The organism is Gemmobacter aquaticus (genome assembly GCF_007859075.1).
Taxonomy (GTDB): Bacteria; Pseudomonadota; Alphaproteobacteria; order Rhodobacterales; family Rhodobacteraceae; genus Gemmobacter; species Gemmobacter aquaticus.
The window spans coordinates 1,323,225-1,339,454 of sequence record NZ_VOAK01000011.1 but is presented as its reverse complement, the minus strand read 5'-3'; the positions used below and the strand labels follow the sequence as shown (position 1 = coordinate 1,339,454).

The window sequence follows — 16,230 nt, the reverse complement described above, 5'->3', positions numbered from 1 at the left end:
GGTGGACTGGGCCGCGCGGACTAGCCCCGCGCGCGCTCAGGGGCGGCGCGCCAGCGCGAACCAGATCATCGCAAGGGCGACCGAGGCCAGCACGTTCCAGCCGGCCATCGATACGCCCAGCATCTGCCACGGAATCTCGTCGCAACGCACCACTTGCGCCACATCGACTGCAGGGTTCAGAAGGTCCGCCGTGCTGACGCCGCTGATCGACCCGGCAGAGCAGCTGGCGAGGCCTTCCCACCATTTCTGCTCGACGCCCACATGGAACACGCCGATGCCCGCAGAGGTCAGCGCCGCAAGGCCACCAAGTGCGGGAATCAGACGGCCACCGCCCACGAACAGCCCCAAGGCACCCAGCAGAACCGCCACCAGATGCGGCCAGCGTTGCCAGATGCATAATGCGCAAGGTGCAAGACCACCGATGTACTGGAAGGCTAGCGCCCCCAGCAAAAGCGCGGCCGAGCCGCCCGCTGCCACGAGGATCAGGATGTTGTAGCGTGTCAGAACCATGGTCTGCCCTTAGTGCTTCAGAAGGAAGGCGCCGCCCGCCAGCGCGAGACAGGTCACCAGAGCGACCCAAGGAAGCCGGCGTTCGATAAACCCGGTGATGGCCAGCCCGTGGCGCTGCAGCAGCCATGCTAGCAGGTAGAACCGCCCTCCGCGCGCGATGATGGCAGAAATGATGAAGAGCTTCAGATCAAACGCCACCACGCCGGACAGGATCGTGACTACCTTCATGGGTGGCAGGTGCGACAGCCCTGATGTGACCAGCATGACCAGGATCGCCGTCTCGCCGGTTTCGCTTTTGAGCGCGTTGAAGGCGTCGAGCTTGCCGTAGAACTCCAGAACCGGTTGCGCGATCAGATCAAAGAACCACAGACCGATCGCCCATCCGAAGATACCGCCCAGAACCGAGGTGACGGTGGCGATCAGCGCATAGCGCATCGCCCGCTCGGGGCGCGACAGGCACATGGGCACGAACAGCACATCCGCCGGTATCGGAAAGACCGAGCTTTCGACGAAGGAGATCGCACCCAGAACCGGCTCGGCCCGTGGGGAGGCGGCTTGTCTTAGCGTCCAGTCATAGAGCTTGCGGAACATCGGCCCTTCCCGTGATCTGGCCCGCGAGGGCACCCTGTCGCAGTTGCCGCAGCGCGGCGGGGCAAGTCAAGCGCCGATGGCGTGGTCAGGGCTTCCTTTGTGCCCCAAGGCTCGGTTAGAGTTTCACAATGGGTTGATGGAGGATACGCGATGGAATGGCGTGGCCGTCGGGGAAGCAGCAACATCGAGGACCGGCGGGCGCAGGGGCCACGGCGCGGCGGTGTCGCGGTCGGTGGCATCGGGGGGGTCCTGGTCCTGCTTTTGCTGGGCGCGGTATTCGGTGTGGACGTCAGCCCCTTCCTGCAAGGCGGTGGTGAGATCGGCGGCAGCGGGAATGTCGAGATCACCGAAGCCGATCAGGAGGCCGCGAATTTCGTATCGGTCGTGCTGGCAGATACCGAAGAGGTCTGGGCGCGGGTTCTGCCCGAACAGGCCGGAATGAGCTACCAGCCGGTGACGCTTGTCCTGTACAAGGGGGTCACGCCATCGCCTTGCGGCAGCGCCTCGGGCGCGACTGGGCCGTTCTATTGCCCACAGGACAAGAAGGTGTATCTGGACACGGACTTTTTCGCCACGATGACACATGAGCTGGGCGCAGGCGGGGATTTCGCCGCCGCCTATGTCGTCGCGCATGAGGTGGCCCATCACGTGCAGGATGAGCTTGGTATCCTCGGGAAGGCGAACAAGTATCGCATGCAGGCGTCTGAGGCTGAAAGCAACGCGGTCTCGGTGCGGATCGAGCTTCAGGCCGACTGTTTCTCTGGCGTCTGGGCGCGCGGTGCAGATGCGCAGTTCGGCTCGCTGCAGCAGGGTGACATTGAAGAGGCGGTGAACGCAGCCCATCGGATCGGTGACGACACGCTGCAGCGCAACGCGGGCCGGGTGCCGATGCCGCATACCTTCACTCATGGCACTTCGGAGCAGCGCGCGCGCTGGTTCATGCGCGGCTACAAGACGGGCGACATCGGGCAGTGTGACACCTTCTCTGCGCGTCAGTTGTAAGGTGCGCCATCCGGTGAACGAAGCCTGCGAAAGCGCTTGAACAATCCCGATCTGTTCAAGTAGAGAGTTCGGGCGTCCGCGGTCAGGCGATCAGCCTGTCATCTACCATGCGGCCGTTAGAAATGTGCGGGTGTGGCGGAATGGTAGACGCGACAGACTCAAACTCTGTTTCCGCAAGGAGTGTCGGTTCGAGTCCGACCACCCGCACCAATCCCCCCAACTGGCAATCCTCTCGTCGCTAGATCTCTTCGATCAGCACCGGGCCGTCGTCGGCGATGCCGAAGGGGCGAACGGAATGGTGGCGTAGCTGCACACCCGCGCCAAGGCCGGGATCATCCGATCCACCCAACCATGCCTCGCGCTCTTCCGTGTTCAGAATCACGGGCATGCGCGGGTGAAGGTCGGAGGTTGATTCATTTGCGGCGCGGGTCAGGATCGTGCAGGTCAGCACCTCGCGCCAGCGCGAGCCGAGACCTGCGAAGAACATCGTCTCTTCGTTACCAGCCGGGCGGATGAAGTGGGGTTGCTTGTGTCCCCGTTCGCCGGTCCATTCGTAGTAACCCGCCGCAGGTATCAGGCATCTGCCGTGGCGCCAGACCGCGCGAAAGGCAGGCTTGTCTTTCGCCTCTTCAATCCGCGCGTTGAAGGTGGTGGCCTTCCAGTCCTTCACGTCCTCTCCCTTGAACCATGAGGGGACCAGCCACCAGCGGGCGATCAGCGGCTCAAGCGTGGGTTTTGCGAGGATCAGCACATCTTGTGTCGGCTTTACATTAAAGCGTCTCGGGAACGGGGTAATCTTCAGCCACGAGGTATCCAGTCCCTCACTGCGCAGATTGGGGTCCACAAAGCGCCCACACATAGCCGTCTCCGTGTTGCAACCGGATGCGTGCCCAAAGTAGCGTGCAAAGACCTGCAGGCCAATCCGGGTCGCGGGCGACTAGAGGACGCCTGCCTGCTTCATGGTCTGTTCAAGACGTTTGATGAAAACCTCGGGTTTCAGCGCCGTCATCAGGCGGTCGCGGGCGGTCTCGGCGATCTTGCGGCGCGCGCCTTCATCCTCGAGGTAGGGGGTGCAGACGTCACGCAGGTTGCTGAAGTCCCAGGCTACGGGGATGTAGGTCTCGTGGGGAACGAAAATGTCTGGCCAGGTCACGGCATGGGACATGTCGGGCTTTACAAGGACACTGCCGCACAGGATCGCCTCGAAATCACGCCAGCAAAGCTCTCCGTAGCCAAAAGGGCTGACGGACAGGCGCGCGCGGAGCATCTCGTCATAGTATTCGTCCTGCGGCACGCGATTGGTGGGGGCGTGGACACGGTAGCTGTCCGCCATTGCCTCCATTGCGCTGGTTGCGGCGTGACGCATGCCGTAGATCCATCTGTCCGGGCCAACGCTGGCGCGGCAGCCGAGATCGATGTCACGCTGATGCGATAGCGTGTCCGGCCCAAGATCGTTGGCGAGGTCATGGATCTTGTCATCGAGCGCGATATTCCATCCAAGAACAATCTTGTTGATCTGGTCAGGCTGCAAGGCATCGACGCGCGGGATCAGGTTCTCGTCAAAACTGATGCCATAGGTGCGGTGGACATAATCGGTGAGGTTGGTCTTGCCGACGTAGCCGCGCATATAAGCCTGATTGTCGGCAAAGCGATGTTTCTTGATATAGGCATCCGCCGCGCCGATGACGGGCGCCCATAGCACGCAAAGATCATCATCCCCGTCGAACACAAGGGTTCTGGCGCCAGCCTGACGCGCGGCGGCGAAAAGCCGCGTGGCGAGCCGTTCTGCCTCGGCTTTCGGGGTGCTCCAGCCAAGCTTGATCCCGACGGCGGTATATCCTGCAAAACCGCGCTCGATCAGACGGTCGAGCGCCTCTATGGTGGCGAATTCGAAAACCAGCCCGAGCCGTGCTGCTATGGATTGCCGATGCCGGATCAGCGGGGCGAATTGCTGTTCACTGGTATAGTGCTGTCGATCACTGATCGCGAGGATCCGTCGGGGTGTCTGCTGGGCCAGTCGCGCGTTCAGGTTGGCGAGAGAGCCAGCCAGCCGACCCTCTTCGGCCGCGCGCTTTGCCCGACGAAGGTTTGTCATCAGTTTGTTCGATGAACCAACCAATGTCATTCTTCACATCCTACAAGAGTTCGGTCAGACCTGCGGTGATTGTCGTCCTGTCAGTGGCACCCGTAAGGAACCAACCTGTTCTTTATTGGAAGGGATTTCAGCCATTGGCCGAGGCAATTTCGTAAGCATCAGTCGCGGTTCAACAAAATTCCGCACGGCTCAAGGTGTCGGAGATTGGTTTGTAAGGCAAGTGCCGCCTGCAATAGGCCAAGCGCAGAAGTGTCAAGGTTGGTTAGATTTTCATCAGATGCGCAATCTGAGCGTGTTAAGGCGCGATAGGTTTTCGCGCGTGGCGATTGCACGTCGGATCTGTGGTGCGCATGTTTCACGACTGGTCTCGGGGCAACAAAGTCGGGGCAGTCAAGTTGACAGGCAGCCTGCCGAGTCGATCGCCGCGTCTGTCGCATGCATACCGCGTGTGACCGCGGTGGGGCGCTCAAGCTGGGTACGCCCAGCGGCATGCGGGCCAAGCCCGGATCGTCGTCCCTTTCCAAAGCACTTGATGTTTGGCCTTCTGGCGGGTGGAGCACGCACGCACCTGCCATGATGCTCATTATTGTGGGGTGCGACGGAAGGCTTTAGGTAGTGTGATCATGAGGAACCTCTTTGTCGCATATATCGAAATCAGCCGTGCGTTGCACATGGCGTTTCGGGCGCCCCGCGTGCAGGCACTGCTGCTGATATCGGCTTTGGTGGCCGGAGCAGGTACCCTTGGGTTCTGGCTTATCGAGGGCTGGGGGGTCCTCGACGCCTTCTACTTTTCGGTCGTCTCGATGGCGACGGTCGGGTATGGCGATCTGGCGCCCAGGACAATCCCGGGCAAGTTGTTCACAGTGGCGTTCCTCGTCGTAGGGATCGGCATCTTCGTTTTGACCGTTTCCACTTTGGCCGAAGCGGTGATCCGGGCTTTGCAGGAACAGCGCAAGAAGGACTGATCGGCGGCAGCCGGATTTCCTGATTGGCACTCGCGGGTGCCCGCTGGCCCACGGGTCGTTATCCGTTGCGAACGGACATGAAACCTCCTTGGCCCATCACCGTCCTGCCGGCCCGTGCCTTGCACCCCGGGCATTCAGCCGGCGGTCAGGATCACGATCACCGTTCCCCAGAGGGTAAGCAGGATGTTCGCGATCGGATAGGCCGGGGTGTAACCCAAAACTGCAACCGGACTTTTCGACCTCTGTTGCACGGCGCCCATTGCGGCTGTCATCGTCAACGCGCCGGCAAGCGCGCCGAGTAGCAGGACTGGCGGCATCCGCAGGATGTAACGGCCGAAGGCGAGGCCCACGAGGAGCGGCGTCAGAGTCACCGCCATGCCACCGAAGAAGAGACCGATGCCTGCATCGCGCAGCGCATCGAGGAACACCGGGCCCGCGTGAAGCCCTGTCATCGCGACAAAGGCGGCCAGCCCAAGCGAGGTCATCAGCGCCACGGCACCATCCGGGATGCGCCCGAAAAGCGGATGCCTTGTGCGCATGTGCCCCACGACAAGACCTGCGACCAGCGCCCCGACGCTCGTTCCAAGCGAAATGACCGCGCCGCCAATGGTGAACTTGACCAGCACGCCCACCATCCCGCCGAGAAAGATGGCCAGACCAAGCACTACGAAATCGGTGCTGGTTGTCGGGGCAATGATCGGTCCGATCTTCTTCGCGGCAGCATCTACCGCATCTTCCGGGCCGACCAGCGTCAGCACGTCCCCCCGAAACAGCTCCATCTTTGCGCCAATCGGCACATTCTCTGCACCGCGCCGCAATGTGCGCAGATAGATCCCGCGCGTCCAGGGCTCTGTCGCGATGTCAGCCAGTTGGCGCCCGTCGAGTTCGCGTCGCGACATCAGGACATCGACAACCTTCATGGGGATATCCAGCAACTCAAAGTCGTCAATCTCGGCATCATGCGGGTCGCCGATCTTTTCGATCATCGCCTTGCGACGTCCGGTTACGGCAATCACATCCCCAGCCTTAAGGACCAGGTCCGGGGTGGCGAGAAGGATGTTCCCCTCGCGGCGAAGACGCGGGATGAAAAAACGGTCCTCAGCACGGCGCTGTTCGGCCTGCTGGATGGTCAGGCCCACCACCTCGGCATTTGCGGGCAGCCGGTAGGCACGCATCTCGAACTGGCGGTAGCCGGACAGAACCCCCTGATGGGTGGGCTCCAGCCCAAGCTCCGCCTCCATCTTCCTGGCTTCAGCCTCAAGATCTGCGCCAAGCAGTTTGGGGGCGAGCGAACTGCAGAACCAGATCGCACCCACTACGCCGAAAAGATAGCAGACAGCATCTGCAACCCCCACGTGGGCGACGTAGCGTTGCTGCTCCTCCAATGGGATCGCAAGATTGTTGATCGCCTCTGTCGCGGTGCCCATTGCTGCGCTTTGGGTCAGCCCGCCAGAGAGCATTCCGGCGGAATACCCCGGATCAAGACCCAGAATCCGTGAGGCCGTATAGGCAACGAGCAGCCCCGTCGTCGTGCAGACAGAGGCGAGCAGGACGGCGCGCAATCCGTCCCGCTTCATTGCTTGCATGAACTGCGGCCCGACCGAATAGCCGATACCAAACAGAAAGAGCAGGAACAGGAAGGACTTCGCCATTGCCGAGACGGGCACTTCGGCGATCTGGCCGATCAGGATTCCAGCGACCAACGATCCGGTCACGGGCCCAAAGGAAAAGCCCCCGATCTTCACATCGCCAAGCATGTACCCGATCGAGATCGCAAGGAAGACCGCCAACTCGGGGTAGGATTCGAGAAAACCGGAAAGCCATTCCATGGCCGCACTCCACTGATGGAACTCTCTGCCTTTGCCGTAAAGTCAGCGGCCCTTGATCAAGGGCCGTCAGATAATCAGAAGGACGATGACAAGTCCCCAAAGGGTCAGCAGCGTGTTCGAGACGGCATAGGGGACCGTGTATCCCAGCATCGGCACATCAGACTTCGCCACCTCGCCCACCATCGCCACCGAAGCGGTCGAGGTGCGCGCGCCGCCGCAGCAGCCAAGGTTGATCGCCGGGTCAAAGCGGAAGATGTACTTGCCGATCAGGGGGGCAAGCAGCATGGGCGCGCCGGTGGCGAACAATCCCCAGAAGAAGATGCCAAAGCCCGCCTCTTTCAGCCCTGCGATGAAGGTCGGACCCGAGCTGATCCCCACAATCGCGATAAAGACATTCAGGCCGACAGAGTTCATGAACCAGAGTGTCGGTTGCGGGACGTTCCCGATCTGCGGTTTCACTGTGCGCAGCCAGCCCACAAAGATCCCGGCAATGAGCGCACCGCCCGACGTGGACAGGGTGATCGGAACGCCGCCAATCGGCAGGACATAGGCCCCGATCAGTCCTCCGATCAGGATCGCAAGTCCGACCAGCGTCATATTGGTGACGGTCACGGGTCTGTCAGCAAAGCCGGCAGCTGCGACGAACCGGTTGATAGAAGCGGTCGTGCCGGATACCCGCAGAATGTCGCCGCGATTGAGCTTTGTCTGCGGCAACACAGGGATGCTGACCGCGGCCGAGCCGCGCCGGATCGAGTTCAGAAATACCCCACGGGCATAGGGTTCTTGTCCGGCGTCGGCCAAAGTGCGGCCATCGAGCGCCTTGTTGGTGATCAGGACGTCCACCGCCTCGACGGGGACATCAAGCAGCTCCGCGTCATCAACCTCAACGCCCGAACCCAGCACGTTCACCAGCACCTCGCGCCGACCGGCGACGGCCACCACGTCGCCAGGTTTCAGGACGGTATCGATGGCATGCGCGATGATCTCGCCGTTGCGGCGAAGCCCCTCGACGAAGATCCGCTCACCGGGGAGCAGGTCGCGTTCGGCCTGTCCGATTGTCAGGCCGACCGCCTTTCCGCCCTCGCGGATCTGATACGCACGAAACTCGCGCTTGCGACGCCCGCTGATGAAGCCGGACTCGGTTGCCCCAGCCGACATCTCACGCTCATAGCGCGCGCACTCTGCCGCGATATCGATGCGCAGGATTTTTGGGCCAAGAAACGCGAGTATCCAACCCGTTCCGACCGTGCCGAACAGATAGGTGATGGCATAGGACACCGGCATCAGGTCCAACTGGGCCTTCGCCTCTTCGGGCGTCAGGCCCGAGGCGTTGATCGCATCGGTCGCAAGCCCCATAGAGGCCGAGATTGTCTGCGCCCCGGCAAGCAGCCCTGCGGCAAGGCCGGGACCGTAGCCCGCCACAAGTGCTGCGATGTAGACCGAAAGCAAGCACAGCGTCGATACAACCACGGCGAACAAAGCCTGGGGCGCCCCGTCCGATGCAATGCCGCGGACGAATTGCGGGCCGACGCCAAAGCCCACCGCAAACAGGAACATGATGAAGAAGATCGACTTCACCTGACCAGAGATCTCGATGCCGATCTGACCGACGAGAATGCCGACAAGCAGCGTTCCGGTCACGGCGCCGAGGCTGAAACTGCCGAACCGGCGGGCGCCGATCCAGTAACCGATGGCCAATGTGACGAAAATCGCCAGTTGAGGATTCCCGCGCAACGTCTCTGCGATGTAGTTCAACATGTGTCATCCCTCGTGAAGCGTGAACGTCCGACCGGGAGCAGGGGGGTGTCGAACGGGTGCCTTGACCGCCGGGGCATCCCCCGGCGATCGGTTGTCCGAGTTCAGTGCCTGTCGGCCGCGTGGTCGGGCCGGATGAGCTTCAGGCCGCGGGCGCGTTCGTAGCCGTGGATCTCTTTCACATCGAGCTTGCGCATGAAGTCGATTGTGGCCTGGGTCACGACCTGTCCCGGCACGAGGATCGGAAATCCCGGCGGATAGGGAATCACGAAATTCGCCGAGATCATCTCGGGCCCTTGCTTCAGCCGCTGATCGCATTCCGCGCTGTCAATGGGCACATACTCGCACCCTTCGGGGTAGTAGGCGCCGTAGAAGGCCCGGCGCATGTCGCCCTCTGGCGTCAGCTTGCCTGCATCCCCGCGATAAGCCTCGTGGAAATGGCTGAAGTCGGGCAAGTCCGGCACATCCTCCATCAGGGATTTGACGCGGGCCGCGAAAAGCTTGCGACCATTGTCGCCGCCTTGTGCCAACTGATCCTCGATCTGATCGCAGATCTGCATCAGCACCCTGATCAACTGCGCGACGTCGCTGCGCGTGTTGTTGATATTCGACTGAAGCAAAACCGAATTGCGCGAGGTCTTGTTGAACTGGATGTCGTGTTCATCGGCCATCAGCTTCTTGAACTGCGTTCCGTCAAAGCCCGCCGTGCCGCACACAAGCGTGATGCGCGTGGGATCCAGACAGAACTCGTCCTCGTTCATCGAGCGGACCTGATCGGCAAAATTCATGCCTTCGGTCATGAAATCGACAAAGCCGCTTTCGCGGTATTCCGCAGGCACCATCTCGTCGGCGCCAAGGATACGGAAGTACTTCGATATAAGCGGATGCCGGTTCACCTCGCGCCGGATATCGAGCGCGATCTCGATTGCGTTGGCGACAAGTCCGTAGCCCTCCAGCTCCATCTGTCGCCGCGCCACATCGAGGCTGGCGATCAGCTGTTGATTGGGCGAGGTCGAGGCGTGGGTGAACACAGCCTCGTGGAACTGTGCCTCGACCGTGCGGAAGTCTACGTCCCGCACCAGCACCATCGAGCCCTGCCGCAGGGCAGACATCGACTTGTGCGTCGAGTTGGTCTGATAGACGCGGATCTTGATCTTGCGCGGGTCCGGGATCAGGCGTGTTGCCAGAAGTTTCTCGGACGATGGGTTATCGCCCAATTCTGCCTGCTGCTTCTCCCAGGCGGTGACTGAGGCGGGGTCCGCCATCCATTTCTCGATGGTATCGGCGGCTCCCATGGCGGTGCGGGGTCGCAGGAACGGCGACCAGTGCGCGAAGCCGAACCATGCCTCATCCCAGAGGAAGATCAGGTCCGGCTTGATGGCAAGGCATTCCTCCATCACCCGGCGGCAATTGTAGATGTGACCATCGAAGGTGCAGTTCGTCAGGTCAACCATCTTGGCGCGATCAAGTCGACCTTCGGCCTTCAGGTCAAGCAGTGCCTTCTTGATGCGCTTCAGCGGCACCGCCCCATACATCGAGTATTCCGTCATCGGGAAGGCGTCGATGTAGAGGGGCTGCCCACCCGCGAGGACAAGCCCGTAATGGTGCGACTTGTGGCAGTTGCGATCCAGCAGAACGATGTCGCCCGGCGCAATCAGGGCCTGGTGAACCATCTTGTTCGATGTGGAGGTGCCGTTGGTGACGAAAAAGACATGGTCGGCGCCGAACGCGCGCGCGGCCATCTCTTGCGCTTCCTTGATGTTGCCCGTCGGTTCCAGAAGGCTGTCTAGGCCACCGGTCGTCGCACTCGATTCCGCAAGGAAGATGTTCAGGCCGTAGAACTCGCCCATGTCGCGGATCCAGTCTGACTTGAACACAGACTTTCCGCGCGCAATCGGCAGGGCATGGAACGTGCTGATCGGCCGCGTCGCGTATTTCTTCAGATTGTCGAAGAAGGGTGTACGGAAACGGTCGCCGACGCCTTCAAGCACCGATAGGTGCAACTCCAGCATTTCCTCGACCGAGTAGAGGACGCGGCGTACGGACGTAGCGCGCGCATCACCTGCGATCCGCTCCACATGCCGGTCCGAAAGGATGTAGATGTCGATCTCTGGCCGCAGGCGTTTCAGCCCGTCTGCCAGGGCCAGCAGCATATCCTCGCCCCGAAGATGCGCCTCGTCAAAGCCTGCCGCAGCGAGAACGCTGCGCAGCACTGGCGCGGCATGGCGCGACGCGAACTCAAAGCCTTCGTACAAGGTGACAGCCGCGATGGCGGGGTTGAGAAGGATGGCGCAGACCGCGTCCTCGAACGAGGGGACGGAGACGGTTTCATAGACGAAGGGATCTTCGCGCCGGCGCAGTTTGCGCATCTCGGCCCCGATCAGGGCTCCGCGTTCAGCCGCATAGGGCGACACGACCAGCATTTCAAAGTAGGGGCGATGTGTTCCTTCGCGCGTGCTGAAGCTTGACGAAAGCTCGACAGACGGTTCGGTGGATTGGTCCACCGCGTCCCAAGCACCGGTATCGTGTTTGTAGGAACGTGTCAGGATGGATTCCGACAGGCGGCGGGCAAGGCGCGCGGCGCCCTCAGCATCTCCTGTCGCGATGCGATCTTTAAGGACCGATACAAGCCGCTGGCCGGGATAGGCGAAAAACTCCTCGTAGGCGCCAAAATCCTCAAGTGCCGCTTCCACCGGTTCGCGGCCTGCATGTCCGCGCGCCCAGTCGACAGCGGCAGAATGCAAGGCACGCCAGCGATCAGCGCGGGCCCCAGGGACGGAAAACAGGTTGTCGATGCGATCCTGGTCGGCTGGCCTGGATTTTGACGCGGTTCTTTGCTTGTTCATCGGGGTCCTCCAATCGAATTTTGTTGCGCGTTTTCCGCTGGCCCTTGGAAAAGCCTAGGTTCTGGCTCTCGGGTTGCTCCATTGGCGGCATGTTAGTTACGGTGACGTTTTGCAGGCGGGTTCAGCCGCGCCGCCGCGTTGCGAAATAGTCCACGAGTTCTGCCTCAAGTTCGGCGATGAGGCGTCGGTACTCGGGGATCTCGATGCGGTGTGCGGCATCTGGGCGATGCTCGAACCGCTCGAGTGTTTCGATCGCGAGAAGCAGATCGTCGCACAAAGCCCGGAACCGTTGGTCTTTGAGTGCGGCAAGTCGGATCGCATCCTCGCGCCCCGGAAACCTTGAAAGAAGCCGACGAAAGCCGGAGCTTTGCTGGTATGCTTGGCCCATGGGCTTCCCCCGCAAAGTTGATGGCCAAGAATGCGGGTTCAGCGCCCAAAATAAAGTATGTAACCGTGACGTGATGCGGGCCGGGGGGTGGGATCCGTCGCGAATTCACGCTTGTTTGATGGCCGACCGTTCACTAGGCTCAAAGCAGAAATCTGGTGTCCATATAAACATCGGGGTTCATTATTTCGGCGGAGGTGCAACTTGGCCAGCGATCTGCCTGCCGGGCTTACATCTCAGGATGTGCTGGACGAACTTGCGCAGGTCAACTCATCGGCGGGGTTCGCATCGTCGGTCAGGCATCGCAAGTTTCTGACCTTTGTCGTCGAAGAGACACTGGCCGGGCGGGCAAGCCGGATCAAGGCCTATACCATCGCTACGGCGGCCTTCGGGCGCAGCGATGACTTTGACCCCCAGCAAGATTCCATCGTGCGGATAGAGGCTGGACGACTTCGCCGTGCACTTGAACATTACTATCTGACTGCAGGTGCCACCGACCGCGTGCGGATCGTGATCCCGAAGGGAACCTATGTTCCCAACTTTGAGCGTGTCGAAGGTGGTGGCATTGAGCCCCCCTTGGCGCCGCCACCGAGGGCAAAGGTACCAACTTGTCGAGCGGGACGGGGGCCGCGCATCTTCGTCAGTCACCTGGAGCAAGAGGGGCCAGATGCGGGCTTTGGCAGTTTCGGTGCAGGCTTTGCCCGGCAGCTGATCATGGGGCTCACGCGTTTCGACAGCGTGCAGGTCTTTGGCATTATCGAGGGCGATGGTGTGGCGACACATCCTGATCTGCACCTCCTCGCGGCTGACTATGACGTGGATTTTGTGCTGTCGGGCACCGTGACATTCAGCGCCTCAGGCCTGACCATTGACCTGCTGCTGCAGGAACTTCCCTCTGGCCGCTTCGTCTGGACCGAGCGGTTCCAGCGTTACCTGATCCCCGCCGAGCTTATCCATCTGCGCAACGAGATCGCCAATCAGGTCGTCCAACGGCTGGCTCAACCCTACGGCATCCTTCATAGTCGCGCGCTCGACAGTGAGGGAGAGAGCCCGCTCCACATCGGCAGCTATCGTGCCGTCCTCGACTATTATGACTTCATCCGCACCTACGACCGCGCGCGGTTCGCGGATGTGCGCCGTGGTCTTGAGCGGGCCGTTGCGCAGGACCCCGGCTATGCCGAGGGTCTGGCCAGTCTGTCGATGCACTATATCAATGCCGTGCGCCTGAAGTACGTTGACGGCGGCGAGGCTCAGGGGCTGCGCGAGGCGGCGATGGGGCTGGCAATTCGGGCGGTGCATCTTGCGCCAAATTCCAGCAGCGCCTTCCACGCGCTTGCTCTTGCGCAGTGGTTCGCCCTGCAGGTTGAGGAGAGTTTGTCGTCGTATCGGACCGCGATGCGGCTGAACCCGAATGACGCGGAACTTACAGCTGATCTGTCCTTGCGTCTGGCCATGAGGATGCAATGGGAACCCGCGATGCAACTCTACTGCGAAGCGGTCACGCGCGACCCGTTTTTGTTCGTCCTCTATCGCATCACCGCATTCCTCTATCATTATTCTGCGGGCCGTTACGACGCGGCATTGGAGGAGGCACGAAAGGCCCAAGCACCGGAAGTGATCTATACCCATATCATGCGGGCGGCCGCTGCCGCCGAGCTTGGGTTGGAGGACGAGGCCCGCGCGGCGGTGGTCCAGTTGGAGCGCGTCGACCCCGATTACGGCTGTCACATCGAAGAGGACCTGCGTTCCCGTAACTTGCATGAGGATCTGATCGCAGCCCTCGGCCAATCGCTGCGCAAGGCGGGCCTGAGTAGTGTCGGCTTCAGCGCAAGGCCCAGGTCGCAGGCACGGGAACGACTCTGACTGCCTCGTTCATTTTCGCCGTCAATGGCCGCCTTGCTACCGCGATTGCAGAGGCATGATTGTTGATAGCCTGCTTGCGCAGGATGACGGCGCGGATGAGGCCGTTGGTGTCAATGACGCGCGGTGCCAAGCAACTGGAAGGATCCGAGGTTGAAGTCTTCGATCCGGTCGTGACTGCTGGTGCAAAGGTTTTCGATGCGGTTTGCGCCGGGTCGCTGGACGTCAAATCCGCCAACATCGACGGGGGTGGCGGAAGCTCTGACATCGCCGATATCCCAGCTGATCCGGCTTCGCCCCGGATCAAGTCCGGGGCGCTGCACGACGTTTCCGTGTCACTTCGTCAAGTCGTACGCCTGGCCGTCTGTACGCAGTTCATCCAGCGTCTTGCGCGCGCAATTGCCGGATCTGTCTCCCCCGATCCTCTCGGCGATCCCCTCAAGAGTTATCGTGCCGGCTTGACGGTCCGGCGTCATGTAGATCGCACGGCCATCCATATCGAGCTGTGAGAAGTAGTAGGCATGTTCCAGGTTATTATAATTACAGAAGATCACGACGGGAAAATCACGGAAACTCGCGCCCTCTGCGAAGCCCTGCGACGGCATCGTCAGCGCGGCGAGGAGCGTGCACGCGAGCCTCATGCCTGACCACTGACGGAGCGTTTGTTTCCGTGCGCAATCCTGGAGTGCAGGTTTCATCAGACTTCCTCTTCGCTTGTTAGAATGCTGTGCGAGTTTCGTTCGAAGCCACTTGGCCTTGCAATCGCTGATTTGCCCGCACGTCGCGAAAATGTATCCGCCCGGATCATGACCGCAGGGTCTTGTCTCAGTGATCGGCAAGGCGCTCCCGCTCATGTAAAGCCCGCGACACCGTAACTTACAGATGCAGGGTTCCCTTGCGCGGCAAAGCATCTTCTACTCACATCGGTAGCGGCATAGGTGCGGTGGTCGGGCGTGCCGGGCCATTTGACCGGAAATGTCGATTTGGACGCGGGCACGAAGGAGAAACCTGAATGGACGTTCACGAGATCGCCCAGCGTGTCTGGCACGACATGTTCAGCCGCCCGGACGGGCCGCTGTCGTTCCGCTTCATCATGCAACCGACAGTGGCGGCGCTTCTTGCCCTTCGCGACGGGGTTCGCGACGGGCGAACTGCGGGGCCTGCATTTCTTGTTGCGCTCGTCACGGGCGCAAAGGGCCGACGGGCGCTCTTGCGCGATGCCATGCAGCGGATCGGGCGCCTTCTAATCGTGGCGCTTACGCTTGATGTCATTTATCAGACCCTGGTTTTCGGAAAGGTCTATCCGGGCGAGGCGGTGCTGGTTGCCTTCATCTTTGGCTTCCTGCCCTATGCGATCACACGCGGCATCGTGGCGCGGGTCGTGAAAATGAAGCTGGGAAAATAACGCCGCACGACAGGCTCGCGGGGCCTGTCATTTTCCCCCACGCGCGCCGCTTGTACGCGCAGGGGCATTCTTCATTCGACCGGCACCCATTCCTCGCCGGGATCGAACAGCTCGATGGCCATCGCGGTCTTCAAGGTTTCTTCGCCCAGATCCGCCTCAAGAACCACGCCGTTCTCACCGACCATGAAGCTCATGATGCCGGTATCGCCATAGATGGCCGGATAGGCGACCACGGCGTATCCGGCGACCATGTTGCCATTGACCAGATAGCTGTAGGCCCCGCCGGGTGCTTTGGCGCCCTGTCCCTGAAGGATGCGGAAGTAATATCCCTCATAGGGCTCAGGATCGCGGTCCGTTCCGTCAACGCTGTACCCTGTCAGGCTGGCCCGTGCGAGCTTTTCGTCAAACGGGCTCGGGTCCTCGCCGGGCGCCTCTTGCCAGTACAGGCCGTCCTTCGCGCCGGGGCTGGAGAGAACCGAGGCCGCGAATTCCATCACCCCATCGCCATCGTGGTCCGTACGACGATACAACCGCTGAATCGCAGAGGCGCGTCGCATGATCTCGATAATCGTCAGCTCGTTCTGGCCGATGCGGCGCATCAGCACCTCTTCACGGGCGGCTTCGGCATCGAAGCTCCAACCTTTAGCCTGACGTACCAGCGGGGCGGGGAAGGGCCAGAGTTCGCGCCCGACCATCAGCGTGGCGCGATCTTCGCCCTCGGGCTCTATCAGGGTTTTGCTTTTGGCATCCGTCAGGAAACCACCCCAGATCTTGCGGTCTTCCTCCGCGTCTCCGGTTGACAGGATGTCCTCGGCCTCAGGGCCAAAAATCCCGAGAACGGCGGCCCGGTCTTTCGCATCCAGTGCCTTGATCAGATCGGCCACCGCAGCCTCAGGGGTCGGATAAACGGTCGGATCAGCCCATGCGGCACCGCTGGTCGCAATCAGGGCAATCAAAACGTTCCTCATGATTGACGCTCCCATCTTG

15 protein-coding genes and 1 tRNA gene are annotated in these 16,230 nt (G+C 61.3%); 5 read left to right on the top strand and 11 right to left on the bottom strand.

Annotation, left to right across the window (positions count from 1 at the left end):
- Nucleotides 1-36: 36 nt before the first annotated feature.
- Entirely contained in the window at nt 37-504 is a 468-nt protein-coding gene (locus FQU74_RS08610; protein ID WP_146286251.1) for a disulfide bond formation protein B, read from the bottom strand.
- Between the two features lie 15 nt (nt 505-519).
- Complete coding sequence (locus FQU74_RS08605; RefSeq protein WP_146285981.1) at nt 520-1,101, bottom strand: YqaA family protein; 582 nt, start codon at nt 1,099-1,101, stop codon at nt 520-522.
- 150 nt (nt 1,102-1,251) lie between these two features.
- Between FQU74_RS08605 and ypfJ the strand changes: the two genes are divergently transcribed.
- Entirely contained in the window at nt 1,252-2,103 is an 852-nt protein-coding gene (gene ypfJ / locus FQU74_RS08600; RefSeq protein WP_146285980.1) for a KPN_02809 family neutral zinc metallopeptidase, read from the top strand.
- A 126-nt stretch (nt 2,104-2,229) separates the two neighbouring features.
- Nucleotides 2,230-2,313, top strand: a tRNA-Leu gene (locus tag FQU74_RS08595).
- Between the two features lie 28 nt (nt 2,314-2,341).
- Here FQU74_RS08595 and FQU74_RS08590 read toward each other — a convergent pair.
- Together FQU74_RS08590 and FQU74_RS08585 are read right to left on the bottom strand one after the other, a co-directional pair.
- Entirely contained in the window at nt 2,342-2,962 is a 621-nt protein-coding gene (locus FQU74_RS08590) for an SOS response-associated peptidase (RefSeq protein WP_146285979.1), read from the bottom strand.
- 78 nt (nt 2,963-3,040) lie between these two features.
- Nucleotides 3,041-4,198, bottom strand: a complete 1,158-nt coding sequence (locus FQU74_RS08585; protein WP_146285978.1) for a glycosyltransferase — start codon at nt 4,196-4,198, stop codon at nt 3,041-3,043.
- Nucleotides 4,199-4,821: 623 nt separating this feature from the next.
- Between FQU74_RS08585 and FQU74_RS08580 the strand changes: the two genes are divergently transcribed.
- Nucleotides 4,822-5,163 (top strand): potassium channel family protein, encoded by a 342-nt coding sequence (locus FQU74_RS08580; protein ID WP_146285977.1) that lies wholly within the window; start codon nt 4,822-4,824, stop codon nt 5,161-5,163.
- 134 nt (nt 5,164-5,297) lie between these two features.
- Here FQU74_RS08580 and aspT (FQU74_RS08575) read toward each other — a convergent pair whose 3' ends face one another.
- From aspT (FQU74_RS08575) to FQU74_RS08560, 4 genes are all read right to left on the bottom strand, one after another.
- Nucleotides 5,298-6,992: an aspartate-alanine antiporter gene (aspT, locus tag FQU74_RS08575; protein WP_146285976.1), complete on the bottom strand. Its 1,695-nt coding sequence runs from the start codon at nt 6,990-6,992 to the stop codon at nt 5,298-5,300.
- Nucleotides 6,993-7,058: 66 nt separating this feature from the next.
- Complete coding sequence (gene aspT / locus FQU74_RS08570) at nt 7,059-8,750, bottom strand: aspartate-alanine antiporter (protein WP_146285975.1); 1,692 nt, start codon at nt 8,748-8,750, stop codon at nt 7,059-7,061.
- 101 nt (nt 8,751-8,851) lie between these two features.
- On the bottom strand, nt 8,852-11,593 hold the full coding sequence (locus FQU74_RS08565; protein WP_146285974.1) for a decarboxylase: 2,742 nt from the start codon (nt 11,591-11,593) through the stop codon (nt 8,852-8,854).
- Nucleotides 11,594-11,714: 121 nt separating this feature from the next.
- Complete coding sequence (locus FQU74_RS08560; protein ID WP_146285973.1) at nt 11,715-11,981, bottom strand: hypothetical protein; 267 nt, start codon at nt 11,979-11,981, stop codon at nt 11,715-11,717.
- A 201-nt stretch (nt 11,982-12,182) separates the two neighbouring features.
- Here FQU74_RS08560 and FQU74_RS08555 point away from each other — a divergent pair, with 201 nt between their 5' ends.
- Nucleotides 12,183-13,841: a tetratricopeptide repeat protein gene (locus FQU74_RS08555; RefSeq protein ID WP_146285972.1), complete on the top strand. Its 1,659-nt coding sequence runs from the start codon at nt 12,183-12,185 to the stop codon at nt 13,839-13,841.
- Between the two features lie 110 nt (nt 13,842-13,951).
- On the opposite strand, the gene FQU74_RS08550 is transcribed toward FQU74_RS08555, so the two are convergent.
- On the bottom strand, nt 13,952-14,161 hold the full coding sequence (locus FQU74_RS08550; protein WP_146285971.1) for a hypothetical protein: 210 nt from the start codon (nt 14,159-14,161) through the stop codon (nt 13,952-13,954).
- Nucleotides 14,162-14,173: 12 nt separating this feature from the next.
- Entirely contained in the window at nt 14,174-14,536 is a 363-nt protein-coding gene (locus FQU74_RS08545) for a hypothetical protein (protein ID WP_146285970.1), read from the bottom strand.
- A 314-nt stretch (nt 14,537-14,850) separates the two neighbouring features.
- Between FQU74_RS08545 and FQU74_RS08540 the strand changes: the two genes are divergently transcribed.
- The gene (locus FQU74_RS08540; protein ID WP_146285969.1) at nt 14,851-15,243 is read left to right on the top strand and encodes a hypothetical protein; all 393 of its coding nucleotides are present in this window, start codon (nt 14,851-14,853) and stop codon (nt 15,241-15,243) included.
- Between the two features lie 71 nt (nt 15,244-15,314).
- Here the strand turns inward: FQU74_RS08540 and FQU74_RS08535 are convergent, their stop codons facing one another.
- Nucleotides 15,315-16,211: a DUF2950 domain-containing protein gene (locus FQU74_RS08535; protein WP_158635559.1), complete on the bottom strand. Its 897-nt coding sequence runs from the start codon at nt 16,209-16,211 to the stop codon at nt 15,315-15,317.
- Nucleotides 16,212-16,230 lie beyond the last annotated feature (19 nt).

Coding starts and splice junctions, on each gene's coding strand:
- FQU74_RS08540 (WP_146285969.1), top strand. CDS start 14,851: ATGGACGTTCACGAGATCGCCCAGCGTGTCTGGCACGACATGTTCAGC.
- aspT (WP_146285976.1), bottom strand. CDS start 6,992: ATGGAATGGCTTTCCGGTTTTCTCGAATCCTACCCCGAGTTGGCGGTC.
- ypfJ (WP_146285980.1), top strand. CDS start 1,252: ATGGAATGGCGTGGCCGTCGGGGAAGCAGCAACATCGAGGACCGGCGG.
- FQU74_RS08585 (WP_146285978.1), bottom strand. CDS start 4,198: ATGACAAACCTTCGTCGGGCAAAGCGCGCGGCCGAAGAGGGTCGGCTG.
- FQU74_RS08560 (WP_146285973.1), bottom strand. CDS start 11,981: ATGGGCCAAGCATACCAGCAAAGCTCCGGCTTTCGTCGGCTTCTTTCA.
- FQU74_RS08565 (WP_146285974.1), bottom strand. CDS start 11,593: ATGAACAAGCAAAGAACCGCGTCAAAATCCAGGCCAGCCGACCAGGAT.
- FQU74_RS08590 (WP_146285979.1), bottom strand. CDS start 2,962: ATGTGTGGGCGCTTTGTGGACCCCAATCTGCGCAGTGAGGGACTGGAT.
- FQU74_RS08535 (WP_158635559.1), bottom strand. CDS start 16,211: ATGAGGAACGTTTTGATTGCCCTGATTGCGACCAGCGGTGCCGCATGG.
- FQU74_RS08605 (WP_146285981.1), bottom strand. CDS start 1,101: ATGTTCCGCAAGCTCTATGACTGGACGCTAAGACAAGCCGCCTCCCCA.
- aspT (WP_146285975.1), bottom strand. CDS start 8,750: ATGTTGAACTACATCGCAGAGACGTTGCGCGGGAATCCTCAACTGGCG.
- FQU74_RS08545 (WP_146285970.1), bottom strand. CDS start 14,536: ATGAAACCTGCACTCCAGGATTGCGCACGGAAACAAACGCTCCGTCAG.
- FQU74_RS08580 (WP_146285977.1), top strand. CDS start 4,822: ATGAGGAACCTCTTTGTCGCATATATCGAAATCAGCCGTGCGTTGCAC.